Origin of the sequence: Actinospica robiniae DSM 44927, from assembly GCF_000504285.1 — a bacterium.
GTDB classification, from domain to species: domain Bacteria; phylum Actinomycetota; class Actinomycetes; order Streptomycetales; family Catenulisporaceae; genus Actinospica; species Actinospica robiniae.
Window position 1 is genome coordinate 9,119,850 of record NZ_KI632511.1, and the last position, 26,917, is coordinate 9,146,766.

Here is a 26,917-nt window from a genome sequence, read left to right on the forward strand (position 1 = left end):
CGGGGTAGGGACTGGTGTGGCGCAAGCCCCCTGACGACCGAAAGGCCCCCGGCGATGACCGAGATCGCGAGTACCGCCGTCGCGCCCGGCGCCCGGCCGCTGCTGGGCCACTTCCTGGCGCTGCGCCGCGACCCGCTCGGGTTCATGGAGTCGCTGCGCGGACACGGCGACCTCGTCGCGATGTCGGCCGGCCCGCTGCGCTTCGTCGTGGTCTGCGACCCGCTGCTGGCCCACGAGGTCATGACCGACCTGCGCACCTACGACCGGACCGGGGCGGTCTACGACCGCGTCCGGCGGGCGATGGGCAGCGGCGTGGCCACCTCCGCCTACGCCGAGCACCGACGGCAGCGGCTGATGATGCAGCCCGCCTTCCACGCCCGGCACCTGCCCGGCTACACCGAAGTGATGCGCGAGCAGACCGCCGCGCAACTCGACTCCTGGCGTACCGGCCAGACCATCGACGTCTCGACCGAGATGTTCCGGCTGACCACGTCCGTGGCGCTGCGGGCGCTGTTCTCCACCGGCCTGTCGAGCGTGGAGTCGGCGAAGCTGCGCGAGGCCTTCGAGGTCTTCCTGCGCGGCTCGTACACCCAGATCGCGCTGCCCGCGTTCGGCCGGCTCCCGCTCCCCGGCAACCTCCGCTACCGGGCCGCACTGCGGCAGTGGCGCAAGCAGGTGAAGGACCTGATCACCGGCTATCGCGCAGCCGGCGGCGGCGAGGACCTGATGGCCCGTCTGCTCGCGGCCTGCGGCGAGGAGGGCGAGGGCCTGACCGACGCCGAGCTCTCCGACCAGGTCGCGGTCCTGCTGCTGGCCGGCGGCGAGACCACGTCCTCCGCGCTGACCTGGGCGGTGTACCTGCTGTGCACACACCCTGAGGTGCTGCGCGCGGCGAGCGAGGAGTCCGGGCGCGTGCTCGGCGGCGAGGTCGGCGGCTGGGAGCACCTGCCGCAGCTGGACCTGATCGGCCGCGTCATGCGGGAAACGCTGCGGATGTATCCGCCGAGCTGGCTGCTGGCGCGCACCGCGACCCGGGAGGCCCGGCTCGGCCGGCACGCCGTCCCGGCCGGTACGACGGTCCTGGTGAGTCAGTACGTGCTGCACCGCGACCCCGACGTCTTCCCCGAGCCGAACCGCTTCGACCCGGAGCGCTGGGCCGAGGGCGCCCGATCCGGCGCCGCGTCCGCCACGGCGCGCCGGGCGTATCTGCCGTTCGGCGGCGGGCCGACCAAGTGCCTCGGCGAGCAGTTCGCCTTCGCCGAGGCGACCCTCGCGCTCGCCTCCATCCTCGCCCGCTGGACCCCGCGGCTGCATGACGCCCGTGCCGCCGAGAAGCCGGACTGCCGGCTCGTCCTGGCGCCGCGTCACCTGCCGGTGCGCCTCGAGCGATTGATGATCGGCTGAGTGCTCGTAGGTGTGGTGACCTGTCGGGTCGGGGTGGTCGTCGGGGTGTGGGCGGCCGCTTCGCGTCGCCCGGTTCTTCTGTCCACCCGCCCACCCGTTGCGTTGGCGGGGCGGGCTGCGGTTTCAAGACGAAAACCGCCGCTGGCAGGCCCTTCCCTCGGAGAGTGCCGAGGTCTGTGGGGTGCTGGCGTTGGCGGGGCGGGCTGAGGTTCGGGGTGGTCGGGTGCCGGGGGCGTGCTCTCTCCTCGGCCGGGCACCAGAGGCAATCAGGGACCTGCCGGGAGGTCAAGCGGCGGTGGTTTCGGTTGATGCTCGATCTTGCATGGCGCCGCTTGACCTCCCGGCAGAACCCTGATCGGGCTTCGCCTGCCCGACCGAGGAGAGAGCACACCCCCTGAGGGACGATTCTGAGCTGCGCTCGAGTCGAGTCCCGGCCCGTGGCCCGGTCGCGCTCGACCCGGAAGAATCCTGCATCACCTTGATCCGACCGTCCCGATTCTTGGTCCGTGCGAAACGTCGGTGGTCCGGTCCCGCTTGGTGCTGGATCTTGCACCGCCTTGGTGCGCTCCACCCCGATCCCAAGTCTCGCGGCAGAATCCCGCATGCCGACCAAGATCGATGCGGAAGAATCCTGCATCACCCTGATCCGAGCATCTTGATCCCCGATCCGCGCGAAGAGGTCGGTGCTCGGGTCCGCGGCCCGGTTGCACCCAGAGGGGAAATCCTGCACCGCTTTTGGCCACACCCCGTCCACCACCCCTCCCGCCACAGGCGCCGACAACCTCCGTACGTTTCCATGCTAGATGTCACTACCGACAAAAGCCGCGCATCCGGCCTTTGCCGGTTAAAGAAAATCCAGGATATTTCCGGGGAACTCGGGCGTGCTCCCCGGCGTTAAAGGAGGGGGAAGCAAAGAGCGGCCCAGAACGGCGATGCATGATCGTGCATCAAGCGCGGCCGGGCCACGGGATGGGACTCGGCCCGAGTGCAGCTCGCACCGGACCTCAGGGGGTGGGCTGAGACGAAAGTATGGCGAGTTTGCAGGTCGGCTTAGGTGGTCGTTTTAGGTTGTGGGGGTGGGGTGGATTTCGATGGTGGCGCCGATGGAGCGGGCGAGGGCGTGGATGCGGCGGGTGATCTTGTCGGGGTCGCGGCGGGCGAAGTAGTCGGGGCCGAGTTCTCGGTAGGGGACTTTGTCGTGGAGGATGAACCAGATCGCGATAGCGATGTCGTGCATGATCGCGACTTGGGCTTTGCGGGAGTCCATGTGTCCGCGTAGTCGGTGGTAGCGGGCGTTGAGGTAGGTGCCCTTGTGTCCCATGACGGTGAACGCGGCGATGCCCAGGAGTCGGCGCATGGCGCTGTTGCCGTCGGCGGGTCGGGCTTTGCGTTTGATTCCGGCTGATTCGTTGTGTCCGCCGGCGACTCCGAGCCAGGAGGAGAGGTGGCCGGGGGTGGGGAAGGCGTTCATCTCGTGTCCGAGTTCGGAGACGATGATCTGCGCGCCGGTGGTGTCGATGCCGGGGATGGTGGTGAGGTTGCGGACGTCCTGGTGTTTGTCGGGCTGGTCGAGGAGTTGCGCGATCCGTTCGTCGAGGGCGCGGATCTTGCCGGTGTAGTGGTCGATCTCTTCGAGGTGGTCGGCTACGAGGTAGCCGTGGTGGTCGGTGAAGTAGCCCGTGAGGGCCTCGGTGAGTTGTTCGTGGCCGGCTTTGATCCTGGGGTCCGCGAGCCGCGCGAGTATGGCGGGGTCCCGGGTGCCGGCGACCAGGGCTTGGAGGATGGTGCGTCCGGTCGTGCCGGTGAGGCTGCTGATGACGCTGGAGAGTTTTACGCCGGTGTCCTCGAGTGTCTTCTCCAGCCGTTGGACCTCGCTGCCGCGCAGCGAGGTCAAAGTGGTGCGTCGCCTGGTCAGATCGCGTACCTCGCGTACCGGTTCGGGGGGGATGAACGAGCCGCGCAGGTTTCCGGCGGCTGCTTGACGGGCGAGGAACGCCGCGTCCGCCCGGTCGGTTTTGCGCCCTTTGAGGATTTTGACGTGAGCTGGATTGACCAACAGGACCTCGACCCCGGGCAGGGTGCCTTGAAGGATCCAGCAGACCGGGCGCCAGTAGTCTCCGGTCGCCTCCATCGCCACGATCTCCACCCGCGCGTCCTCCAAGCGGTCGCGCAAGGCAAGGATCTGTGATGTGATCGTCGTGTAGGTGAGCTGTTCGAGATCCACCGCCCCGCCGCGGCCCGGGGTCCGGATGCATACCGACATCACGCGCTTGCCCAGATCGATCCCCGCGGCTCTACGGTAGGTGTGCTCCTGCTCCATCGCATCCCCTCTCGCCGTGCGGCCCGTGGGAGAGCCCACCGGCGCCGTGTCACCCCGGTGGAGCGCAAGGACACACCCTAGGCTGAGACACGCGCTTCGCGGCGATGCCCGCACCGCCGTCTGCGGCAATACAAAGTCCTTATACAGCGCTCCCCGGCCAGCCTCTCGATCGCGAGCTCATCACACTTCATACCCACACCGACCTGAACCGGGGCGACAAGAAACACTTTCCCACCGACAGGGTGAGGCCACGAGCCCCCGAGCCCTCTCTCCTCGGTCGGGCAGGCGAAGCCCGATCAGGGTTCTGCCGGGAGGTCAAGCGGCGCGATGCATGATTCACCATCAACGGAGACCTCCGCCGCTTGAGCTCCCGGCAGGTCCCTGATTGCCTCCGGGGACCGGCCGAGGAGAGAGCACGCCCCCGCAACTCCACCATCCCGGACCTCAGCCCGCCCCGCCAACAACAGCACCCACGGAGACCCGGCACTCTCCGAGGGAGGGCCCGCGCCGGAGGCGGAATCTTGAAACCGCAGCCCGCCCCGCCCACGCAACGGGTGGGCGGGTGGACAGAAGAACCAGGCGACGGGAAGCGCCCGCCCCCACCACGACCCGACAGACCACCACGGCCCACCAGCACCCAGCCGATCATCGATGCGGGGTAGACCCGCGCGAGACGTGAGCGAGGGGCGGGCGCCCGATACACCCGCCCCTCGACCTTCCCCGGGGAGACTCAGAACAGCGTTCAGCTGCTTCGCTGAGACCGGCTCAGCGCGGCTCGGCTCAGGAGGCGCTCGCCGAGTAGCTGTTGATGGTGAAGTTCTCCTGCGTGTTGCCCGTCCCGCTGATCTCCCAGCCGTACTGGATGGTGGAGAGCGTCGGGTTGGAGAAGTACCCGCCGGTGTTCTCCAGGTACTTGAGCAGGTCCAGGATGTTGACCGTGCCCGAGGTCTCGTTGGCGCTGCGCACGAACGAGTAGGTCGGGTTGGAGCCGTTGTTGCCGGCGTAGAGCGTCCAGGTGTTGCCGTCGAGGGTGACGGTGCCCACCGAGGAGCCGAGCGGGCCGACGTTGCCGCTCTTGTCGGTCCAGATCATGACCTCGATGCCGCTGCCGTTGAGCCAGACGTCGTAGGCCGACTCCCAGTCGCCGCTACTCGGGTTGGTCTCGTTGAACGTGCTCGTGGCCGAGGTCAGCGAGTTGAGCGCGGTGCCGATGGTCTTGCTCTCGTTCGCGTAGGACTTCACGCCCGAGGTGGCCGGCTGGGTGGAGAACACACCCCAGTTGGTGGCCGACTTGACCCACAGCGTCTGCGAACCGTAGCCGCTGCCCCACTCGTCGTTGTAGATCGTGTAGCCGCCGATCGAGTACTGCGCCCACTGGCCGGAGTCCTCGTACAGGTACCCCGAGGACGACGAGGCGGACGCGGACGGCGAGGCCGAGGCCGACGGAGACGCGGAGGCCGACTTCGACGGGCTGGGCGAGCTCGAGGAGACCGCGCCGGTGCAGGCCGTGCCGTTGAGGGTGAACGACGACGCGTTGCCCGGGAACGTGCTGCCGGTGAACGTGCCGTTGAAGCCGATGGAGGTGCTGCCGTTCGTGGCCAGGCTGCCGTTGTACGAGGCGTTCGTCGCGGTCACCTTCTGCCCCGACTGGCTGTAGGTGGCGCTCCAGCCCTGCGAGACCGCCTCGGTGCCCGGCAGCGTGAAGCCGAGCGTCCAGCTGCTGACCGCCGAGCCGAGGTTGGTGATGGCGACGCTGGCGGTGAAGCCGCCGGGCCACTGGCTCGAGACGCTGTAGGCGACCTGGCAGCCGCTCGCGGCGCTCGCCGTCTGAGTGAGGGTCAGCGTGGCGACCCCGGTGGTGGTGAGCACGGCCGCGGCGGCCGCGGCCACCCGTTTGCGTGCGCGAACGGTCGTGGCACCTCGTCGTGCCGTGCGGCCGTTGAGTTCTGACATGGTGAGTCCCTTCCCGATGCGTGGGAGCATCGAAGCGCTTCGATAAGGGGATACCGGAGGCCCGCGCCGCTGTCCAGGCTGGCGGCGGGCGGCGGCCGCCGCGCACCATACGTGACGGTATATCAGCAGTTCATCCCCTGATCGAACCGGGCTAGGCGGTACGCGGAGGCTGCGTGAAATGAAAACAAGCGCTTCGACGGGCGTTCGACGAACGTTCGACACCGAAACTGTCGGAGCCTCCGTTTAGGCTTCGAAGACACGGCCTGGGAGGCGCAAGAACACGGAGCTAAGGCAGGGTTCGCATGGAAGTCGTCGAATGGTTGCTCGCGGGCGATCCGTCGGTCCGCTGGCAGGCGGTGCGCGATCTGACCGACGCGCCGGGGGAGCAGATCGCGCGGGAGCGCGCCCGCGTCGCAGGTGAGGGGTGGGGCGCGCACCTGCTGGAGGCCCAGCGCGAGGACGGCCACTGGGAGGTGACGTCGCCCGAGTTCGACCCCGAATCCCCCGCGGCGAAGTGGTGGGACGCGCTCCAGCCCGGCCAGAAGGGCACCCTCATGCCCGCCGGCACGTCCACGACGTGGAGCCTCGCCCTGCTGCGCGCCTTCGGCGTCGACCCGGAGGACGAGGCCGTGCGCCGCGCGGTGGCGAGGGTCGCTGAGCACTGCCTGTGGGAGCACGACGGCCAGCGCTACTTCGACGGCGAGGTAGAGCCCTGCATCAACGGCCGCGCCGTCGCGCTCGGCGCGTACTTCGGCCAGAGTGTCGCGCCGATCGTCCGGAGGCTGCTCGGCGAGCAGATGGAGGACGGCGGATGGAACTGCGAGCAGGAGAACGGCTCGACCCGCGGCTCCTTCCACACCACGATCGACGTGCTCGAAGGCTTACTCGAGTTCGAGACCGCGGCGAGGGCGGGGTGGGGCGGGCAGGCGGCGGACGCCGACCTGATCGAGCAGGTCGAGTGGGCCAGGCTGAAGGGCCAGGAGTACCTGCTCGAGCGGCGGCTGATGAACAGCCGATCCACCGGCAAGCCGATCGAGCAGGACCGCAAGACCGAGGCCCGCGCGACCTGGACGCAGTTCTCCTTCCCGACGTACTGGCACTACGACGTGCTGCGCGCCCTCGACTACCTCCGCGCCGCCGACGCCCGGCCCGAAGAGCGGATGGCCGACGCCATCGACCTCGTCGAGTCCAAGCGCGACCAGTCCGGCCGCTGGCCCGCCGAGCACCGCCATCCCGGCCGCCTGCACTTCCCCCTGGACGACGGCGAGGGCGAGCCGAGCCGCTGGAACACTCTCCGGGCGCTGCGCGTGCTGCGGTGGTACCGGTAGATGTTGACACCTTTGGCTACGTGGAGGTAGACGGCCCCGGAGGCAAATGTTCGGCGTGCACAAGCCCCTTGCGTCGCACCGCGGGCGAGTCCCTGATCAGGGGGCGTATCGAGTGGTACCTCGAGGTCCACTGCGCCCACTGCGGCTTCAACACGATCGAATGCGGCAGCGACAACCCTCCCGAGCCGATACGCAGCATGCTGCTGGAGCAAACCGGAACGTGGCTCGCCACAGTCGATTCCGCGCCCGCCATCGCCGCCATGCGCGTGCTCAGGAAGGTCTACGGCGCCACCCTCGCCGAGGCTCGTGAACTGTCCGACCGCCTAGGCACGAGCGGGCTTGCCGGCACGCACGGCGAGGTGCTGTACCTGCAGCACCAGCTGGCCGCACTCGGGATCGACGCCACCGTCGAGCCCGGGCCGACGGCGCCCCGCTGACTGGCTCTGGCTCGGCCGCGCCACCCGGCGCGTCTGCGCCCATATCGATGATTCAGTGCGGCCGGCGAGCCCTCGGGCCGGTCAATCCACGACTATGCCGAGTCGGGCCGCCGCGTCGGCCCACCGGTCCGGCCAGTTGATCTCCTCGATGTCAGGGTTCTCATCGACAAGCCACGAGGTGCCGTCGAGCCAGCCCTCCAGCCACTGCGCGAGCGTCGCGGCATCCGCATACCACGCCTCCGGTTCCCCGCAATCGAACGCGTTCGGGTCCATCAAGAGCACTTGGCCCCCTCCGGTCGGATCCGCGCAGTCGATCGCGGAGAGCATCCCGCAGCCGACATCCATCACCGCCACCACTCCGTCCGGCCACCACCGGGGCTGCCCCGCCGGCACATCGATGCGGGGACACATCGTCCAGCGCTCACTCGGCATCAGGCGCCAGTAGTCCGGCCCGAAGCCGCCGTTCGCGACCTCCCGGTAGAGCCGCTTCAGCAGCGGGTGCAGGGCGTACCCCAGCAGCGCCTCCGTGGCGCCGATCTGCTCGTCCGTCGCCGGTTCCGGCAGCCGGACTCCGCGCTCCTCGGCGGCGGTGAGAGCCCAGGCGCGTACGCGGTTCACAAGATCGTGAGACTCCTCCATGCGGAAGATGGTGCCACCGGCTGCCGACATGCGAAGCCAGGGTTCTGTTCCGGCCGGGTCGGCCTAGGCGCCCGGCGCCCAGAGCCGGTCGGCGTCTCCGGCGGCGAGGCGGGCGCGGTAGACGTCGATCTTGTGGTCGATCAAGGCGAGGCTCTCCTGGAGTTCGGCGAGCTTGGCCGTCACCTCCGCGCGGTGGCCTTCCAGCAGTGCCAGCCGTTCCGGCTCGTTGCCGCGCCCGGCGGCGACGAGTTCGGCGTAGCGGCGGATGGATCGGATCGGCATGCCGGTGGCGCGGAAGCGGGCGCAGATCTTGATCCAGTCGAGGTCGAGGCGGTGGTAGCGGCGTCGGCCGCTGCTGGTGCGGCCGGTCGGGGTGACGACGAGGCCGGCCCGCTCGTAGTAGCGCAGGGTGTGCGCGCTCACGCCGGTGCGGCGGGCGGCTTCGGCGATGCTCAGGCCCCCGGGCGGGAGCGGGGCGGGTTCGGGCTTCTTCGGTTGCGGCTTGACTTCGAGCACGCTCTAAAAACTACCGTCGTGCTTCATGACGACGACACTGATTACGGGCGGCAACAAGGGCCTCGGCTTCGAAACGGCCCGCCAGCTCGTGGCGGCGGGCCACACCGTCTATCTGAGCAGCCGGGACGCCGAGCTCGGCCGTCGCGCCGCTGCACAGATCGGCGCGCGGACGGTGCAGCTGGACGTCACACAGGACGAGTCGGTCGCGGCCGCCGCGTCGGCGCTCGAGGCCGACGGCGGGCTGGACGTGCTGGTCAACAACGCCGGCATCGCGCCGGAGTGGGGCCCGGACAACGCGGTGGTCGGCGCGGCGGACCTGACCGTCGACCTGATGCGCGAGACCTTCGAGACCAACGTCTTCGGCGTCGTGCGCGTGCTGGGGGCGTTCCTGCCGTTGCTGCAGCGCTCGTCGTGCCCGGTCGTGGTCAACGTCAGCAGCGGCCTCGCGTCCATAGCGCGAGCGGCCGCGGCCGAGGCCTCCTCGCGAGCCTACTCCGGGGTCGCCTATCCGGCCTCGAAGGCGGCCGTCAACATGATCACCGTGCGGTACGCGAAGGCGTTCCCGGGCGTGCGGATCAACGCGGTCGAGCCCGGATTCACCGCGACCGACCTGAACGGCAACAACGGCCGGCAGACCGTCGAAGAGGGCGCGGTGGTCATCGCGCGCATGGCGCAGCTCGGGCCGGACGGCCCGACCGGCGGCTACTTCTCGGCCGAGGGGCGCCTGCCCTGGTGACGGCCCGCCGTCCCGCGCCGCCGCGGCCACGGCGCCCGGAAATCGTGACCAAGCCGGGTGAAACCGTGTAAAACCTATGATAAGGGACGTCTGGGCCCCGCTCTCCCCCTGCCGCCCCGGCGGGCTTACGATTCCCTGCGTGCCTTCACTGATGGGGATGACAAAGCGCGTACTCGTCGGCCGGCCGGTGCGCAGCGAGATGCTCGGCGAGGCGACCCTCCCGAAGAAGATCGCGCTCCCGGTATTCGCCTCCGACGCGCTGTCCTCGGTCGCCTACGCGACCGAGGAGATCCTGCTGGTGCTTTCCGCCGGCGGGTTGGCGATGTTCCACTACACCTGGTACATCGCCGCGGCGGTCGCGCTGCTGATGCTGGTCGTGGTCGCCTCGTACCGGCAGAACGTGCACGCCTACCCGTCCGGCGGCGGTGACTACGAGGTGGCCACCACCAACCTCGGGCCGCGGTCCGGACTGACCGTCGCCAGCGCGCTGATGGTGGACTACACCCTCACCGTCGCCGTATCCACCGCCTCCGGCGTGGCGAACCTGGCCTCCGCCTTCCCGGTCCTCAACGGGCACCTGGTGATCATCTGCGTCGTCGTGATCGCCGTGATCACGCTGATGAACCTGCGCGGGCTGCGCGAGTCGGGCTCGGCCTTCGCCATCCCGACCTACTGCTTCGTCGCCGCGGTCGCCATCATGATCCTGTGGGGCGTCGCCCAGCTCGTCACTGGCCACCACCTGGCCGCCGAGAGCGCCGGCTACCAGATCCGCAACACCACGAACTACACCGGCCTGGCCCTCGGCTTCCTGCTGCTGCGCGCCTTCGCCTCCGGCTGCACCGCGCTGACCGGCGTCGAGGCGATCAGCAACGGCGTGCCGGCGTTCAAGGCGCCGAAGAGCCGCAACGCCGCCACCACGCTGGCGATGCTCGGCGGGATCGCGGTGGCCATGTTCGCCGGCGTCACCGCGCTCGCGCTGGCTTCGCACGTGCACACCTCGGACACCGCGAGCAACCTGGTCGGGCTGCCCGCCGGGGCCACCCCGCGCACGGTGATCGCGCAGGTCGGCCGGGCCGTGTTCGGCGACTCCTCGCCGATGTTCTACCTGCTGCAGTTCTTCACCGCGCTGATCCTGGTGCTGGCGGCGAACACCGCGTTCAACGGCTTCCCGGTGCTCGCCTCGATCCTCTCCCGCGACGGCTACATGCCGCGGCAGCTGCGCAACCGGGGCGACCGGCTGGCCTACTCCAACGGCATCCTGCTGCTCTCCGCCCTCGCGATCGTCCTGGTGGTGGCCTTCCAGGCCTCGCCGACCCGGCTGATCCAGCTCTACATCATCGGCGTGTTCGTCTCCTTCGTGTGCAGCCAGTCCGGCATGATCCGGCACTGGAACCGGCTGCTGAAGACGGAGACCGACCCGTCCGCGCGGCATCGGATGATGCGTTCGCGGGTGATCAACTCGGTCGGCTTCGGCGCCACCAGCCTGGTGCTGGCCATCGTGCTGGCCACCAAGTTCCTCAAGGGCGCCTGGATCGTGGTGCTGGCGATGCCGATCATCTGGCTGGTCATGCGCGCGATCCAGCGGCACTACCAGGCCGTCGCGGTCGAGCTCGAGCCGCCGGCCAACCTGCGTGCGGCCAAGCCGCACAGCAACCACGCCATCGTGCTGGTCTCCAAGCTGCACCTGCCGACCCTGCGCGCGCTCGGCTACGCCCGGGCGACACGGCCGGACAGTATCCAGGCCGTCACCGTGGAGATCGACGAGGGCGAGGTGCAGGCCCTGCGCGAGCAGTGGGAGACGCACGAGATCCCGGTGCCGCTGACCGTGATCGCCTCGCCCTACCGCGAGATCACCCGCCCGGTGGTCGAGTTCGTCAAGCGGATGCGCACCGAGAACCCCGACGACATCGTCACCGTCTACGTGCCCGAGTACGTGCTGGGCCACTGGTGGGAGCAGATCCTGCACAACCAGTCGGCGCTGCGGCTCAAGAGCCGGCTGCTCTACCAGCGCGGCGTGGTGGTCGCCAGCGTGCCCTACCAGCTGCGCTCGGCCGCCTTCGGGCAGATCCCGGGCCCCACGACCGCCGCCACGGCCCCGCCCGCGCCCAGCCCGGCGGAGCCGGCCGAACAGTCCCGATGAGCCGTGAACGCGGGCCGTCACGGCCCGCGGGAAGGAGAGTGCGGCGATGCGCGAGCCCGCCCCCTCGGCAGTCCCGGCCCGCAAGGCCGGCCTGCTCAAGCGCGTCCTGTCCCGGCTGACCGCCGACACCGAGGAACTGGACGCGGCCGATCTCCAGGCGGCCATGCCGACCCTGGGCGCGACCCCGATCGTGCGCTGCCCGGACCGCGAGCCGGTGTGCATCCTCGGCACCCTGCGCACGGTCACCTTCCGTCCGCGGGCCGGGGTGCCCGCGCTGCAAGCGGAACTCTGGGACGGGACCGGGTCGGTCTCCGTCGTCTTCCTGGGGCGGCGCAGCATCCCGGGCATCAGCCCGGGGCGCGCCGTCAAGATCCGCGGCCGCATCACGACGCTGCGCGGCCAACGGGTGATCTACAACCCGATCTACGAGCTGCGACCTGGAGGTTCAGACTAGCCGCGGCGGGGCCTCGCAACCCCGGCGGCGGCGTTAAAAGCGCGTATGGATTCCCGCCGCCGTCTTCACCGGGGCGGGCCTCAGCGCGTTCACTGAGGCCATGTCCACCGTCGAGACCGCCGTGCCGATCCTGCCGAGCCGCGACCTGAGCCGGGCGGAGGCGTTCTACGCCTACCTCGGCTTCCAGGTCGCGCGGCGCGGCGCGGACTACCTTCAGGTCACCCACGGCGAGATCGAGCTGCACCTGTACCTCGCCGACGATCTTGATCCGCTGGTGAACTCGGCCGGGTGCTATCTGCGGGTGTCCGACCCGGCCCGGATGCGCTCGGAGTGGTGCGGCGACGGTGTCAGCTGCCTGGAAGTGCCCGGCAGCGAGCCGTACGGGGAGACCGTGTTCGCCGTCGTCGATCCGGATGGCAATACCCTGCGGTACGGGCCGGTCTCGGCTCGCGCCGGTTCACGCGTCTGAGGTATGCCTAGGCCGCGATGAGCTTGGCGACCGCGTCGGCATGCCACTCGACCTGGTCCCACCTGCGCACGAACGCGCAGAACTGGACGGCGCCCAGCCCGATGTGGACTTCGTACGCGTGGAGGCGCTCCTCGAAGTCGGCCGGCAGGAGCCCGGCCGCCTCGAGGTGCTGCCGGATCCGCGACCGAATGTCGATCGCGGACCACTGTGGATACAGGGCCCAGCAGTAGGCCAGCCACGCCGCGTCGTAGAGGGAGTCGCCGTACAGGGAGCAGCCCCAGTCCAGCACGCCGGCCACGGCGGTGCCTGAGACGAGGATGTTCCGGTTGAACAGGTCGCGGTGAATCAGCTCCCGCACCGCGGGCAGCCGCGGCGCCACTGAAGCCAGGTGTTCGAGGCCTTGGTCGAACTTGGTCGAGTCGGCCGGAGACGTCGCGAGTTCGTCCCGCCAGCCCGGGAAGCGTGCCCGGTCGTCGCCGACGGCGAGCAGCGACTGCGCCCAGCTCGCATGCCCGCCTACCCGGTCCGGACCCCAATCCCCGAAGCCGGTGGTCTGCGCGACGTCGCAGGCGTGGATCTCGTCGAGCACCCCGAGCAGCGACGGCAGTACTCTGTCGATTTCCGCGGCGTCGAGCTCGTCCAGGCCGATGCCGTGTACGCGTTCGGCGACGGCGTAGCACAGCCCGTCGGTCTCGCCGAACGCGATGATCTCCGGCACCGGCACCCGGGAGGAGGCGAAAAGCTTCGCCGCGATCTGGTCCTTGAGGTAGTCCTCGCGGTACCTCCCGACGCGCACCACCAGGCTGCGGCCGTCCACCGTCAATTCGTACGCGCTCGACCACTCCCCGGCGCCGAGTACCTCAGGCTCTGGCATGGCGTCGCCGAAGCGGGCCCGTAAGGCACTCAGAACCGCTGGCGTCAGCGTGGGTACCGGCATGCCGGGCAGCGTAACCCGAACGGAGCTGCGGCGCGTGTCATTATTGCTTCGCGCGGGTGAGGTCGGATACAGCTGCGATATGACCGACATCGACCGGATTGTCCGCGGCGGGCCCGAGCCGGGCACACCGAGCGTTCCGGCCGGGAGGCTCGCGCCGCTGCTGCCGGGCCTGGAGCCGGTGGATTCGCTGCTGCGCAAGGCGCAGTTCTTCACGCCGGGAACGCCGAGTGCGGACTACCGCGAGGTGCGGCGACGCGGCGGGCGCGGGGCGGAGGAGTTCTACCGGGAGCGGTGGCGGCACGACAAGGAAGTGCGCTCGACGCACGGGGTGAACTGCACCGGATCCTGTTCCTGGAAGGTGTACGTCAAGGACGGCATCATCACCTGGGAGACGCAGCAGACGGATTATCCGTCCGTCGGACCGGATTCCCCCGAGTACGAGCCGCGCGGCTGCCCGCGCGGCGCGTCGTTCTCCTGGTACACCTACTCGCCCTCCCGGGTGCGCTATCCGTACGTGCGCGGCCCACTGCTCGAGATGTGGCGAGAGGCGCGGACCCGGCTGGCCGATCCGGTCGCGGCCTGGGCGGACATCATGGCGGATCCGGTGCGCACGGAGCGCTACAAGCAGGCCCGGGGCAAGGGCGGGTTCCTGCGCGCCACCTGGGACGAGGTCAGCGAGCTGATCGCGGCCGCACACGTGCACACGGTCAAGGAGTACGGGCCGGACCGGGTGGTGGGCTTCTCGCCGATCCCGGCGATGTCGCAGGTCTCGTATGCCGCCGGGACGCGGTTCCTGTCGATGATCGGCGCGACGATCCTGTCCTTCTACGACTGGTACGCGGATATGCCGATCGCCTCGCCGCAGGTGTTCGGGGACCAGACCGACGTGCCGGAGTCCGGCGACTGGTGGAACTCGTCGTATCTGATCATCTGGGGCACGAATCTGCCGATCACCCGGACCCCGGACGCGCACTTCATGACCGAGGCGCGGTACAAGGGGCAGAAGGTCGTGGTGGTCAGCCCGGACTACTCCGACCATACGAAGTTCGCCGACGACTGGCTCGCCTGCGCCCCGGGCCGGGACGCGGCGCTGGCCATGGCGATGGGCCACGTCGTACTCACCGAGTTCTTCCGGGATCGTCAGGTACCTTACTTCACCGATTATGTGAAGACCTACACCGATCTGCCGTTCCTGGTGACTCTGCGGGAGCACGGCGACGCCTACGTGCCCGACCGCTTCCTCACCGCCGCCGATCTCGGCCAGGACGACGAGTCGGCGGCGCATCAGACCGTGCTGCTCGACGCCGCGACGGGGGAGCCGGTTTTCCCGAACGGCACCCTCGCCAGCCGCTTCTCCGCGGCCGGAAAGGGGCGGTGGAATCTCGACCTCGGCGGCATCGACCCGCTCCTGAGCCTCCAAGGCACCGAAGCGGACGCGGCTGCAGTCGACCTGCCGCGCTTCGACATCGGCGAGACCGAGGGCGGCGGCGTGGTCCGGCGCGGCGTGCCGACCCGGCTGATCAACGGCCGTCTGGTGACGACCGTGTTCGACCTGCTGATGGCCCAGTACGGCGTGGCGCGCGAAGGCCTGCCGGGACAGTGGCCGACCGGCTACGACGACGCTTCGAGCCCGTACACGCCCGCCTGGCAGGAGTCGATCACCTTCGTCCCGGCACAGGCCGCGGCCCGGGTCGCCCGCGAGTTCGCGCGCAACGCGGAGCTCTCCCACGGCCGGTCGATGATCGCGATGGGGGCCGGGACCAACCACTGGTTCCACTCCGACCAGATCTACCGCAGCTTCTTCACGCTCACGATGCTGTGCGGCTGCCAGGGCGTGAACGGAGGCGGGTGGGCGCACTACGTCGGCCAGGAGAAGATCCGTCCGCTCACCGGCTTCCAGCACGTGGCCTTCGGGCTCGACTGGCAGCGCCCCACCCGGCACATGACCGGCACCTCGTTCTTCTACCTGCACACCGACCAGTGGCGCTACGAGCACTTCGACGCCGCCGAGTTCGCCAGCCCGCTCGGCCGTGGGCTGTTCGCCGGGCGCGCCTTCGCCGACACCCTCGCCCAGGCCGCACGCCGCGGCTGGACGCCCACGCACCCGGCGTTCGACCGCAACCCGCTGGATCTGGCCGACGAGGCCGCGGCAGCGGGCCTGAGCGCCTCGGACTACGTGGTGCGGGAGCTGACGGCAGGCCGGCTGAAGTTCGCAGGGGAGGACCCGGACGATCCGGCCAACTTCCCGCGCGTGATGACGGTCTGGCGGGCCAATCTGCTCGGTTCCTCCGGCAAGGGCATGGAGTACTTCATGCGCCACCTGCTCGGCGTGGAGGACGCCGTGCGGGCCGAGGAGACGCCGCTGGGGATGCGCCCGGCCGAGGTCGCCTGGCGCGAGCCCGCCCCGCGCGGCAAGCTCGATCTGGTCACCACCGTCGACTTCCGCATGACCAGCACGTGTACGTACTCGGATATCGTGCTGCCGGCCGCGACCTGGTACGAGAAGCATGACATCTCCACCACCGACATGCACCCGTTCGTGCACTCGTTCAATCCGGCGATCGCCCCGCCCTGGGAGACCCGAACCGACTTCGAGGTCTTCAAAACCATCGGCGAGGAGTTCTCCCGGCTGGCCGCGACCCATCTCGGCACCCGCACCGACGTGCTCGCCGCCCCGCTGATGCACGATACGCCGGACGAGCTCGCCCAGCCCGGCGGCGTCGCCCGGGACTGGCGCCGCGGCGAGTGCGAGCCGGTGCCCGGCCGGACGATGCCCAAGCTGATCGCGATCGAACGCGACTACGCCGCGGTCGCGGAGAAGATGGCGGCGCTCGGCCCGCTGACCGAGACGGCCGGCACCGCGGTCAAGGGCATCTCCTGGAAGCCGGCCGGCGCGGTGGACCTGCTCGGGCGGCTCAACGGCCGGGTGCGCGGCGGCGTGGCGGACGGGCGGCCGAAGCTGGAACGCGACGTGCACCTGGCCGAGGCGATCCTGGCCCTGTCCGGCACCACCAACGGCGAGATCGCGATGACCGGCTGGCGGGTCCTGGAGGAGCGCACCGGCGTGCGGCTGGCGGATCTGGCCGAGGAGCGGGCCGGGGACCGGATCTCCTTCGCCGACACGCAGATCCAGCCGCGGGCCGTGATCACCTCGCCGGAGTGGTCAGGCAGCGAGACCGGAGGACGCCGCTACTCGGCCTTCGTGGTCAACGTCGAGCGCAAGAAACCCTGGCACACCCTGACCGGCCGGATGCACTTCTTCCTCGACCACGACTGGATCGCCGAGTACGGCGAGTTCCTGCCGACCTACCGTCCGCCGCTCGACTACGCCCGGCACTATGGCCCGCAGGGCCTCGACGAGCCGGGCCGGCCGGAGATCACCGTGCGCTACCTCACCCCGCATTCGAAGTGGTCGATCCACTCCGAGTACCAGGACAACCTGCACATGCTGCGTCTGTTCCGCGGCGGCCCGGTGATCTGGATGAGCCCGGCGGACGCGGCCGCGATCGGGGTCGGGGACAACGACTGGATCGAGGCGTTCAACCGCAACGGCGTCGTCGCCGCGCGAGCCGTCGTGACCCACCGGATGCCGCAGGGCACGGTGTATATGCACCATGCGATGGACCGGCATCTGATGACGCCCAAGTCGGAGGTCTCCGGCTGGCACGGCGGCGGTGACAATTCCCTGACACGGCTGGTGGTCAAGCCCACCCACATGATCGGCGGCTACGGCCAGTTCTCCTACGCCTTCAACTACTACGGTCCGACCGGCAACCAGCGCGACGAGGTGACCGTGATCCGGCGTCGCGCGCAGGATGTGGAGTTCTGAGAGCTGATGCGCCCGCAAGCGAACGTCGCCATGGTGATGAACCTGGACAAGTGCATCGGCTGCCACACCTGCTCGGTCACCTGCAAGCAGGTGTGGACGAACCGGCCCGGCACCGAATACGTGTACTTCAACAACGTCGAGACCAAGCCGGGCGTGGGCTATCCCCGGCGCTACGAGGACCAGGAGCAGTGGCACGGCGGCTGGACCCTCGACGGCAAGGGACGGCTGCAGCTGAAGGCGGGCGGCCGGCTGCGCAAGCTGCTCTCGATCTTCTACAACCCGGATCTGCCGACCATCGACGACTACGGCGACCCGTGGACCTACGACTACCAGCGGCTGATCGAGGCGCCGCTGGGCACGCGGAACCCGAGTGCGCACGCCGTCTCCGCGCTCACCGGCCGGGACATGAAGATCACCTGGGGCAGCAACTTCGAGGACGACCTCGCCGGCGCCCCCGAGCACGCGATGTCCGATCCGAACCTCGCCGGCCTGCAGGAGCGGGTGCGGATGGAGTTCGAGCAGGTCTTCATGTTCTACCTGCCGCGCATCTGCGAGCACTGCCTCAACCCCTCGTGCGTCGCCTCCTGCCCGTCCGGCGCGATGTACAAGCGGGCCGAGGACGGCATCGTGCTCGTCGACCAGGACCGCTGCCGCGGCTGGCGGTTCTGCGTCTCCGGCTGCCCGTATAAGAAGGTGTACTTCAACCATCGCACCGGCAAGGCGGAGAAGTGCACGTTCTGCTTCCCGCGGATCGAGTCCGGGCAACCCACGATCTGCTCGGAGACCTGCGTCGGCCGGCTGCGGTATCTCGGGCTGTTCCTCTACGACGCGGACAAGGTGCTCGACGCCGCGGCGACCCCGGATACTCAGGACCTTTATGAAGCCCAGCTCGATCTCTTCCTCGACCCGCACGATCCGGCCGTGCGCAAGGCCGCGGCCGAGGCCGGGATCCCGCACGACTGGATCGAGGCCGCGCGCCGCTCCCCGGTGTACGAACTCGCGGTGCGCCACCGCGTCGCCCTCCCGCTGCATCCCGAGTACCGCACGCTGCCGATGGTCTGGTACATCCCGCCGCTTTCCCCGGTCTCGGACGTGGTCGACGCCGCCGGGTACGACCAGGACGACCCCGACGCCGTCTTCGCCACCATCGACGCGCTGCGCATCCCGGTGGAGTACCTGGCGAACCTGTTCACCGCGGGCGACCCGGCCCCGATCCGCCGCGTGCTGCGGAAACTGGCCGCCGTCCGGGCGATCCAGCGCGCCGGGCAGCTCGGACTCGATCTCGACGAGGACCTGCCCGCCGCGGTCGGCGCGAGCGCGGACGAGCTCGACGACCTGTTCCGGCTGCTCGCCATCGCAAAGTACGAAGACCGCTACGTCGTCCCACCGGCCCACGCCGAGGAGGCCGGCCGGCTGATGGGCCAGCACGAGCAGCTCTTCTGCAGCCTGGACACCGAGGGCGGTCCCGGCATGGGTGGGGAAGGCAGTGGCGCGGAAGGCAGCGGCGGCCACGGCATCCGCGCCTACCGCCCCACCGGCGAGCCGGGTGCCGCGCGCACCTTCGAGGCCGAAGACGGCCGCGCCCGCTTCAACCTGCTCGGCTGGAACGGCGCGGGTCCGGCACCCGGCCTCTTCCCGCAGGGAGGCGGCCGATGAGCGCGGCTCAGGCGGTCAAGCTCGCCTCGCTGCTACTGCAGTATCCGCGGACGGAGCTGTTCACAGGCATCGACACCCTCGACGCGTTCGCCGCGGATCTCGGCCCCAAAGCGGCCCGCGAGTCCTTCGCCCGCTTCCTCGGCTGGCTGCGCGCGACCGAGCCGACCGCCGTCGCCCAGCACTACGTCGAGACCTTCGATCTGCGCCGACGCTGCGCGCTCTACCTGACCTACTACCGCTACGGCGACACCCGCAAGCGCGGTATGGCAATGCTCGAATTCAAGACCGCCTACCGCGCCGCCGGATTCGCGCCGAACGAGGACGAGTTGCCCGACTACCTGCCGATGGTCCTCGAGTTCGCGTCGTTGACCGATCGTGGCATGAAACTGATCCACGGCCACCGGGCTGACCTTGAACTGCTCCGCCGCGCTCTGGTCCGGGCCGACTCCCCATATGCCGAGGTACTGGCCGCCGTCTGTGCGCAGGTGCCGAGGCTGAGCCGGCGCGAGCTGAGCCTGGTCAGCGAGGCCTGGCAGGCCGGCCCGCCGCGCGAAGAGGTCGGCATCGAGCCGTTCGCGCCGCCGGGATACCTGGCCGGCTACGGCAGCCGGTCAGGCAACGACAGGCCCCTGATTCCCGTTGACTCAGTGGCCTACGACCGGAGCGGAGCACGCCTGTGAACGCGACCGATGCGCAACTGTTCTGGTGGGTGGCTCTGCCCTACTTCGCCCTCGGCGTCTTCGTGGTCGGACATGTGTGGCGCTGGCGCTACGACCAGTTCGGCTGGACCAGCCGCTCCACCCAGCTGCAGGAACGCAGACTGCTGAAATGGGGCGGGCCGATCTTCCACTACGGCACCTTCGCCGCCATCGCAGGGCATGTCATCGGTGTGCTGATCCCGGAGCGTTGGACCAGGGCGATCGGCATCCCGGAGCAGGCCTACCGCTGGTTCTCGGCCAGTGCCGGCACCGTCGCCGCGGTGCTGGTGATCGCCGGGATCGTGGTGCTGGCCACCCGGCGCCTGTTCGTGCCCAGAGTCCGAGCCACGACCGCGCCCATCGACTACGTCGCGCTCACCCTGCTCCTGGTCATCGTGCTGACCGGCATCATCCCCACGATCGGGATCAACCTGTTCGGCCACGGCTACGACTACCGCACCAGCGTCGCGCCCTGGTTCCGCGGGCTGTTCGCCGGATCCCCGGACGTCCAGGCGATCGCGCACGCCCCGATCATCTACCAGGTCCACGCCACCGCGGCCTGGCTGATCTGGGGGGTCTGGCCCTTCAGTCGGCTGGTGCACGCCTGGAGCTACCCGCTCTGGTACCTGTGGCGGCCCTACATCGTCTTCCGCAGCCGCGTCGCGGCGCACCCGCACGAGCCGGGCACCGGCGGCCGGAAGTGGCGGAAGATCGGTGTCCCCTACTAAGCCGCCGGCCGGCCGGGCCGCCATCCTGCACGCCGATTTGCGCGACGGCGTACGCACCCTGCACCCGGGCTACTTCGCCCTGGTGATGGCGACCGGCATTCTCTCGATCGCGATGCGCAACCAGCGCGCCCTCGCCCTGTCGGTCGCGCTGATGTGGCTGACAGTGGTCGAATACGTTGTGCTGGTCGCCCTCACCGCCTGGCGCGCGGTGCGCTTTTCGCGGGAGATCGGGGAGGACCTGGAAGACCCTCGCCGAGCCTTCGGTCAGTTCACGCTCGTGGCCGGCACCGACGTGCTCGGCACGCGGCTCGCCCTGGACGCCCACCATGTCATCGCCTTCGTCCTGCTCGTGGTCGGGTGGGTCGCATGGCTCGTACTCGGCTACGTGGTGCCGTGGACGGCGGTCCTCGGCCACGCCCGCCGCCCGGTCCTCCAGGACGCGAACGGCACCTGGTTCATCTGGGTCGTCGCCACCCAGTCCGTCGCGGTACTCGCCGCTGCGCTCGAGCCGGGCGTCAGTGCAGGACGCGACGAACTGGCCCTGCTCGCGGTCTTCTCCTGGTCGGTAGGCGTGTTCTTATATGCGGGCAACGGCGTGCTGGTCACCTGCCGGCTGCTGGTGTACTCCTTCGGCCCCGAAGACCTCACTGCGCCGTACTGGGTGGCCATGGGCGCCACGGCGATCACGGTCGTGGCCGGTGCGCGGATCGTCGAGATGGCCGACGCGCCGTTCGTCGCGGCCACGCGCGGACTGGTCGCGGGGGCATCCGTGCTGTTCTGGGCCTTCGGCACCTGGCTGATCCCGCCGCTCCTGGCCGCAGGCTTCTGGCGCCATTGCATTCACGACGTGCCGCTGCGCTACGAGCCGACGCTGTGGAGCATCGTCTTCCCGCTGGGCATGTACGGCGTCGCGGGGAACTTCCTCGGCAACGCCGACCATCTGCCCTTCGTCCGCCACATCGGCGACGTCGAGAGCTGGATCGCGTTGGCGGTCTGGGTGGTCGTCTTCCTGGCCATGGTCCGCCACCTCGCCTTCTCGACGAGGGCGGCGCTCGCGCACGGTTGAGGAATTTGCGCATTGCCGTATGAGCCTTGCCGATGATGTAAAGATTCATGCAGTAGTTCACGCAGAGTATTGCAGGATCTGCGTCAGGAGCCGTACTCTCAGCGCGTGGCATCAGCATCACTGGCACGTGCTCTCCGTTCGCGCGCGGCGCCCTTGGCGGCCGTGCTCGCGACCGTCGCGTTGACCGCGGGGTTCGCGGCGCTGGCCACCACGGCCTGGTCGGCCGCGCTGCCGCTCGGCGCGCGGGCGGATGTCGCGGCGTCCCCCGCGGACAACCTCGTGATCGAGGCCGCGCTGCTCACGGAAACCGCGTACACCAAAGCGAACAACCAGGTCGGCAGCGCGGTGGCGGCGGACAGCCCGGGCGTCTTCGAGGTCGAACAAACCCGCTTCTCGCGGGACTACACCTTGCCCGGAACGTCGGGCGGTGTCGGACGCCAGACGTTCGCGGTATCCGAGCCGACCATCCGGGCGCACGCGCGGCTGACAGCCGGGGACTGGCCGAGCACGGCCACGGCCGCCCTTCCCGGCGGCACCTCGACGGCGGTGCCGGTGGCGGTCTCGGCGGAGGCGGCGGGCCTGCTCGGGGTTCACGTCGGACAGAGTCTGACGCTCACCTACGCGCCGCTGACACCGGCGACGACGTTCCTGATCGTCGGCGAGTTCCGTTACCTGGGCTCGGCCGCGGATCAGGCTGCCCTGGCCTGGAATCCGGTCGGATCGGCCGGCGTCGACTACACCAACCCCTCCTCTGTGCTCTACGGCCCGCTCGTCGCCGACACCACCGCGTTCACCGACGGCAAGCTGCCGCTCGGATCGGCGGCCTGGGGCCTGGTTCCGGTCGGCGAGCCGCCGATCGGGACTTTGCAGAGTGCCGTCCAGTCCATCACCAACGACGTCCGGCTCTCGCCGAGCCAGGGCTACACCACGACGGACCTGGCGCTCACCAATGAACTCGACGCCGTCTCCTCGCGGCTGACCGCCGGACGCGCGGAACTGCTCACGGCCACGTGTCTCCTCGGCCTGCTCGCCGGACTGGCGCTGGCCGCCGCTGCCGAAGGGCTGGTGGCCCGCGGTGCCGCGCAGACCGCGCTGATGCGTTCGCGCGGGGCTCCGGCGTGGAAGCCGGGCGCCGGATACCTGCCCGATGTCGCACTGCTCTTTCCGGCGGCAGCGCTCGGGACGCTCATCCAAGGGCCCTTAATCGGTCGAAGCCTGCTCGGCCAGACGCACGGACTCGGCCTGCCGGCCGCGGACTGGATCGCAGGGATCTGCGTGGCCGCATTGGCCGCAGTGGTCGTACTCGCCCGAGCCGCGCGCGCCGCGCTGCCCGCGCAGATCGCCGCCGCTTCGGGCCGGCAGAGCGCCGTCTCCGGACTGGCTTCGGCCGGCGCCGACTTCGCCCTCGTCGCCCTGGCCGCGATCGCCCTGTGGCAGACCTCGGATACCGGCTTGACCTCCGGCCCGAACGGAGCCGGATCCGGCGTCGTGCTGATCGTCGCCTGTGCACCCGCCCTCACCGCGGCGGCCGGAGCCGCCCTGTGCGGCCGGCTGATCACGCTCGCGGCCCGGCTGAGCGAACGCGCCGCGGCCCGGGCCGGCTCACTCCCTCTGCGGCTGGCCGCGTGGGAACTGGCCCGCACCCCGCGCCGCCATGTGATTCCGGCGCTGCTGTCGGTGGCCGCCGTCGCAGGATGCGGATTCGCTGCAGGTCAGCACTCCAGCTGGCAGCGTTCCGCGCACGACCAGGCCGCGTTCCAAGTCGGCGCGGACGTGGCGGTGAACCTCGGCCGCCCGCAGGATTTCGGCCAGGACGCCGCCCTGACCACGGCGTCGGGCGTGCGGTCCGGGACGCCGGTCTACCAGTCCACGCCGGATCAGGGCCCTGCGTTAATCGGCATCAACGCCCGCGACGCGTCCGGCCTCGTCGCCCTGCGCGCGGACCAGGCCGACCGGCCGCTGGCGCAGCTGTGGTCCGCGATCACCCCGTCCGCCGAACCGGGCCTGGCCCTGCCCGGAAAGCCGGTCGGCCTCGGCATCCAGGCGCGGCTGGTCGGGCGCGGGCTCACCGGCACCTCGGTGGTCATGACGGTCGAAGACGCCACCGGCACCACTTTCCCGCTGACCATGGGGAACCTGCCGGCCGACGGAGCCGAGCACACCCTCGATCTGCCGTTGACGCAAGCCAATTCCGCGATCGCGTACCCGCTGCGGCTCGTCGGCGTATCCCTCAACTATCAGCTGCCGTTCCAAGTGGTCAGCCCGGCCGCCTTCGCGGTCGCAGCCGTGATGACTCAGAGCTCTGCCGATGCGGCGTACTCGCCCGTCAGCGGAGCGCAGACGGCGATCGAGCAGTGGAGCGCGGACACGAACTGGAACCCGCAGGACCTCATGATCGGCTGCGGGCCGTCCGGGGGAGGACCCGCATCGGGGCCGAAGATCAACGCGCCGACGCTGGAATCCGGCGCTGTGCACACCGCGTTCTCTCCCGGCGTGGGGCTCTCCTTCCTGCCCTGCGCGGTGACGCTCACCGCCGGCAATACCGAGACCGTCCTGCCTGCCATCGCCACCACGGCGTATCTGAGCGCCAACGAGCAGAGCATCGGTTCGACCGTCGACGCCGAGATCGACCAGATCGCCGTGCACGTGCGGATCGTGGCCGCGGTCACCGGTTTTCCCACGGCGCAGGGCCCTGATGCACAAGCCCTGATCGTCGATCTCGGCGAACTGTCCGACCAGGCGCTGCTGCGCCATGATCCGATAGCGCCCGCCTCCACCTGGTGGTTGAGTACGGTGAACGGCGCCACGCCGCCCGGGCTCCCGTCTGCCGCAGTCGCCGTGAACGCGATACAGACTCAGGCCACGATGATGAACGACCCCTCGGCGGCGATCCCACAACGGGTCTCGACCGACGGCGCGGTCGCACTGACCCTCCTCGCGCTGCTGGGCCTGCTGGTCTCGCTGCTGTCCGCCGCCAGAGATGCGACAGCGCGCGACACAGTACTCTGCGCGCTCGGCATGACACGGGGGCAGCGCGCGGCGCTCGGCTGCGCCTTGCACACGGCCGTGGCTGCGCCCTCGGCCTTGCTCGGCGCCGCGCTCGGGCTCTTGCTGGCACGGCTGCTGGTGCCGGTGTTCACCCTCTCGCCGCAGGCCGCCGTGCCGATCCCGCGGCCGACAGTGCTCTACGCCGCGAACTGGAGCGTCCTGGCGTTCGCGGCGATCACGATCTGCGTCGCGCTCGCCGCGTTCGCAGCCTCGGTACGCCGCCGAGATCCCGCCGCCGTGTCCAGATGGGGAGGCTGAGCCAGATGCGTGACGCAATACGTAGCCTGACCCACCCGGTTACGGACGCCTGGCGTCGCCCGGGCTGTGTCGTGCTCGCGGTGCTGACGGCCTGCTTCGTACTCGCCTCCGCGAGCGGCGTGCGCACGGACCTCACCGCCCGCAACCACGCCCTGCAGACGATGCTCGCCGAACTGCCGGTCTCCTCCCGCACCATCGTCGTCGGCAACGACTACACCGGCTTCGTCGAGCAGAACCTCGGCGTGACCGATCTGTCCGGCACCAGCACGCAGCTGAAGGCGGAGAGCAAGTCGATCGCCGACGCGATCAGCAGCCAGACACAGAACGCTTACACCGCGCTGAACGCCACGTCCGGGAAGATCCCGCTCGTCCCGGAGGCCGACGCCTGGTCGAGCCTCGGCACCCCGACGTACTACGTCGGCAAGTACACCACCCAGTTCATCCCGATCTATCCGGGCCAGCCCGAGATCCAGTTCACCTACCTCCAGGACTACACCCGGCACACGAAGTTGCTGTCCGGGCGCTGGCCGCAGAACGTCGCCCGCACCAGCGACGGCAGGTTCAGCGTGGAGACCGCGCTGCCGGCGAACGAGCTCAAGCTGCTCGGTCTGAAGGTCGGCTCGAAGTTCCTGGCCCAGAGCGGCGGCTCGTTCCCGCCGCCGCCGATCACGTTCGTGATCACCGGCGCCTACCAGCCGCTCGACCCCGGCAGCGACTATTGGCAGGACCAGCCCTCGGACGTGGCCCCGCAGTGGGTGACGGCACCGAAACAGCGTTCTTACCGGCTCACTGGCGGGCTGCTCGGCCAGGACCAACTGGCTGCGCTGGCGCTGCTCGACCCGTTCGCCCTGCAGGGCACGGGCGTGCAGACGCACCTGCCGGTGCGGACCTCGGCGTTGACCGCCACCGGGGTCGGCGCGATGATCAAGTCGATCGACACGGCGATGACACAGGCGAGCTCGACCATGGAGAACGGCTACGGCGGCTCCGGCGTGAAGTTCCAGACCCAGCTCGTCGTCACCCTGGCCGAATTCGGGGCCGAACAAAGCGCCGGCCAGCTCGAGACGGCCATGCCGTCCGTCAGCCTCGCCCTCATCGGCCTGATCGCGCTCCTGGTCGCCGCACGCGCCGCCGTGGATCGTGCGTCCGCGCAAACCGAAGTCCAGCGGGCGCGCGGCGCCCCCTTGTGGCGCCTGGCCGCGGCAGCCGCCCGGGACGCGGTAGTGACCGTCCTCCCGCTCACCGCTGTCGCCGCCGTCATCGCAGCCCGAATACCAGGCCAGTCGCCGCCAAAACTCTGGGAGTACGAGCTCTTACTCCCGCTGACGGCGTTGGCCGGACCAGCCGTCCTGACGGTGCTCCGGCATCGCCGGACCGGCACAACCGGCCGACGCGCCTCGGCGCCGCGGCGGACGTTGGTGGCGCGGCGGTTCGTCGCGCAGGGGACGCTCGTCGTGCTGTGCGTACTCGGTCTGGTCGAGGCCCGCTCGCAGGGTTTCTCGCCCAGTGGTGGCATCGACCTGTTCACGGCCAGCGCGCCGGCGTTGGCCGCGATCCTCTTCGCCCTCGGCATGCTGAACATCGGGCCTGTCGCGCTACGCCTCCTGCTGCGCCTCGTGGGCCGCCGTCGCGGAGCCGTCGGCCTGCTCGGTCTCGCCCGGACTGCGCGCACCCCGGCGCCGGCTGCCGTGACGATCCTCATCCTGGCCCTGGGCCTGACAACCGCCGACCTGACGGTTGCTCTGCATCGGACCAGTGGCGGGGAGGGAGCCGCGGCCGCGACCGCTCAAGCCGTCTACGCCGCCGCGAATTTCAGCGGAACCAGCACCGTGACGTTGCCGACGGCCAGCGCCCCGGACCCGATGGTGACCGCGACCGGCACCTACCTCGCCCTGCTCGCGGTGCTGGCCATCGTGACCGGCTGCCTCGTCGTCGCGCTGGCCACGGCGGTCGAGGCGAGGGAGCGCCGCACCATCGTCGCCCGGCTGACCACCATGGGCCTGACCGCCGGCCAGGCGCGGGCCGTCACCGCCGTCGAACTCCTGGGCCCGATCGCCCTCGCCGCCATCGGCGGCACCGCCGCCGTACCGCCGCTGCTGTGGACCGTGCGGCCGTCGCTCGCCACCGCCCTCGGCGGCGCCGACGCCCGGATCGGCGCCGCGGCCTTGCTGCTGGCGCCGGCCGCGGTGGCCGTCCTCGCCTTGGCGGCCGGGCTCGGCGCGTCCGCCGCCGCCCGCCGAGGCGTCGCCGGCAGCCTGCGCCTCGGCGACCTCGCCGAAGGAGCCTGATTCCGTGGGAGCC

At 70.1% G+C, this 26,917-nt stretch carries 19 protein-coding genes; 14 read left to right on the forward strand and 5 right to left on the reverse strand.

Annotation, left to right across the window (positions count from 1 at the left end; translation table 11 throughout):
* Positions 1–54 precede the first annotated feature (54 nt).
* The gene (locus ACTRO_RS39245; RefSeq protein ID WP_051452091.1) at positions 55–1,404 is read left to right on the forward strand and encodes a cytochrome P450; all 1,350 of its coding nucleotides are present in this window, start codon (positions 55–57) and stop codon (positions 1,402–1,404) included.
* A 1,063-nt stretch (positions 1,405–2,467) separates the two neighbouring features.
* Here ACTRO_RS39245 and ACTRO_RS39250 read toward each other — a convergent pair.
* Positions 2,468–3,724 (reverse strand): IS110 family RNA-guided transposase, encoded by a 1,257-nt coding sequence (locus tag ACTRO_RS39250; protein WP_034263443.1) that lies wholly within the window; start codon positions 3,722–3,724, stop codon positions 2,468–2,470.
* Between the two features lie 780 nt (positions 3,725–4,504).
* Complete coding sequence (locus ACTRO_RS46520) at positions 4,505–5,677, reverse strand: cellulose binding domain-containing protein (RefSeq protein ID WP_169740013.1); 1,173 nt, start codon at positions 5,675–5,677, stop codon at positions 4,505–4,507.
* 302 nt (positions 5,678–5,979) lie between these two features.
* Here ACTRO_RS46520 and ACTRO_RS39260 point away from each other — a divergent pair, with 302 nt between their 5' ends.
* Both ACTRO_RS39260 and ACTRO_RS44575 read left to right on the forward strand, forming a co-directional pair.
* A complete protein-coding gene (locus ACTRO_RS39260) occupies positions 5,980–7,005 on the forward strand; it encodes a hypothetical protein (protein ID WP_034271474.1) in 1,026 nt (341 codons plus the stop codon).
* Between the two features lie 68 nt (positions 7,006–7,073).
* Positions 7,074–7,442, forward strand: a complete 369-nt coding sequence (locus ACTRO_RS44575; RefSeq protein WP_051452093.1) for a hypothetical protein — start codon at positions 7,074–7,076, stop codon at positions 7,440–7,442.
* Between the two features lie 81 nt (positions 7,443–7,523).
* Here the strand turns inward: ACTRO_RS44575 and ACTRO_RS39270 are convergent, their stop codons facing one another.
* Together ACTRO_RS39270 and ACTRO_RS39275 are read right to left on the reverse strand one after the other, a co-directional pair.
* A complete protein-coding gene (locus ACTRO_RS39270; protein ID WP_169740014.1) occupies positions 7,524–8,081 on the reverse strand; it encodes an SMI1/KNR4 family protein in 558 nt (185 codons plus the stop codon).
* Positions 8,082–8,144: 63 nt separating this feature from the next.
* Positions 8,145–8,597, reverse strand: a complete 453-nt coding sequence (locus ACTRO_RS39275) for a MerR family transcriptional regulator (RefSeq protein ID WP_051452094.1) — start codon at positions 8,595–8,597, stop codon at positions 8,145–8,147.
* Between the two features lie 25 nt (positions 8,598–8,622).
* On the opposite strand from ACTRO_RS39275, the gene ACTRO_RS39280 reads away from it, so the two are divergent.
* The 4 genes from ACTRO_RS39280 (at position 8,623) to ACTRO_RS39295 (ending at position 12,396) form a co-directional block, all read left to right on the forward strand.
* Positions 8,623–9,333 carry an SDR family NAD(P)-dependent oxidoreductase gene (locus ACTRO_RS39280; protein WP_034271479.1) on the forward strand — a complete coding sequence of 237 codons (711 nt, stop codon included), beginning with the start codon at positions 8,623–8,625 and terminating at the stop codon, positions 9,331–9,333.
* Between the two features lie 157 nt (positions 9,334–9,490).
* Positions 9,491–11,473, forward strand: a complete 1,983-nt coding sequence (locus ACTRO_RS39285) for an APC family permease (protein WP_245594622.1) — start codon at positions 9,491–9,493, stop codon at positions 11,471–11,473.
* 46 nt (positions 11,474–11,519) lie between these two features.
* A complete protein-coding gene (locus ACTRO_RS39290; RefSeq protein ID WP_034271485.1) occupies positions 11,520–11,927 on the forward strand; it encodes an OB-fold nucleic acid binding domain-containing protein in 408 nt (135 codons plus the stop codon).
* Positions 11,928–12,027: 100 nt separating this feature from the next.
* Entirely contained in the window at positions 12,028–12,396 is a 369-nt protein-coding gene (locus ACTRO_RS39295; protein ID WP_034271487.1) for a bleomycin resistance protein, read from the forward strand.
* 7 nt (positions 12,397–12,403) lie between these two features.
* On the opposite strand, the gene ACTRO_RS39300 is transcribed toward ACTRO_RS39295, so the two are convergent.
* Positions 12,404–13,270 (reverse strand): phosphotransferase family protein, encoded by an 867-nt coding sequence (locus tag ACTRO_RS39300; RefSeq protein ID WP_169740015.1) that lies wholly within the window; start codon positions 13,268–13,270, stop codon positions 12,404–12,406.
* Positions 13,271–13,412: 142 nt separating this feature from the next.
* On the opposite strand from ACTRO_RS39300, the gene ACTRO_RS39305 reads away from it, so the two are divergent.
* From ACTRO_RS39305 to ACTRO_RS39335, 7 genes are all read left to right on the forward strand, one after another.
* A complete protein-coding gene (locus tag ACTRO_RS39305) occupies positions 13,413–17,162 on the forward strand; it encodes a nitrate reductase subunit alpha (RefSeq protein ID WP_084316881.1) in 3,750 nt (1,249 codons plus the stop codon).
* Between the two features lie 6 nt (positions 17,163–17,168).
* Positions 17,169–18,818, forward strand: coding sequence for a nitrate reductase subunit beta (narH, locus tag ACTRO_RS39310; RefSeq protein WP_034271490.1), 1,650 nt, complete (start codon positions 17,169–17,171; stop codon positions 18,816–18,818).
* Positions 18,815–19,498, forward strand: coding sequence for a nitrate reductase molybdenum cofactor assembly chaperone (narJ, locus tag ACTRO_RS39315; protein WP_084316882.1), 684 nt, complete (start codon positions 18,815–18,817; stop codon positions 19,496–19,498). Before narH ends, narJ begins: the two co-directional genes overlap by 4 nt.
* Positions 19,495–20,244: a respiratory nitrate reductase subunit gamma gene (gene narI, locus ACTRO_RS39320; protein WP_034271492.1), complete on the forward strand. Its 750-nt coding sequence runs from the start codon at positions 19,495–19,497 to the stop codon at positions 20,242–20,244. The genes narJ and narI overlap by 4 nt, the downstream gene beginning before the upstream one ends.
* Complete coding sequence (locus tag ACTRO_RS39325) at positions 20,231–21,310, forward strand: tellurite resistance/C4-dicarboxylate transporter family protein (protein ID WP_211244568.1); 1,080 nt, start codon at positions 20,231–20,233, stop codon at positions 21,308–21,310. Before narI ends, ACTRO_RS39325 begins: the two co-directional genes overlap by 14 nt.
* A 105-nt stretch (positions 21,311–21,415) precedes the next feature.
* Positions 21,416–24,616, forward strand: a complete 3,201-nt coding sequence (locus ACTRO_RS39330) for a hypothetical protein (protein ID WP_157436695.1) — start codon at positions 21,416–21,418, stop codon at positions 24,614–24,616.
* Between the two features lie 5 nt (positions 24,617–24,621).
* On the forward strand, positions 24,622–26,904 hold the full coding sequence (locus ACTRO_RS39335; protein WP_157436696.1) for a hypothetical protein: 2,283 nt from the start codon (positions 24,622–24,624) through the stop codon (positions 26,902–26,904).
* Positions 26,905–26,917 lie beyond the last annotated feature (13 nt).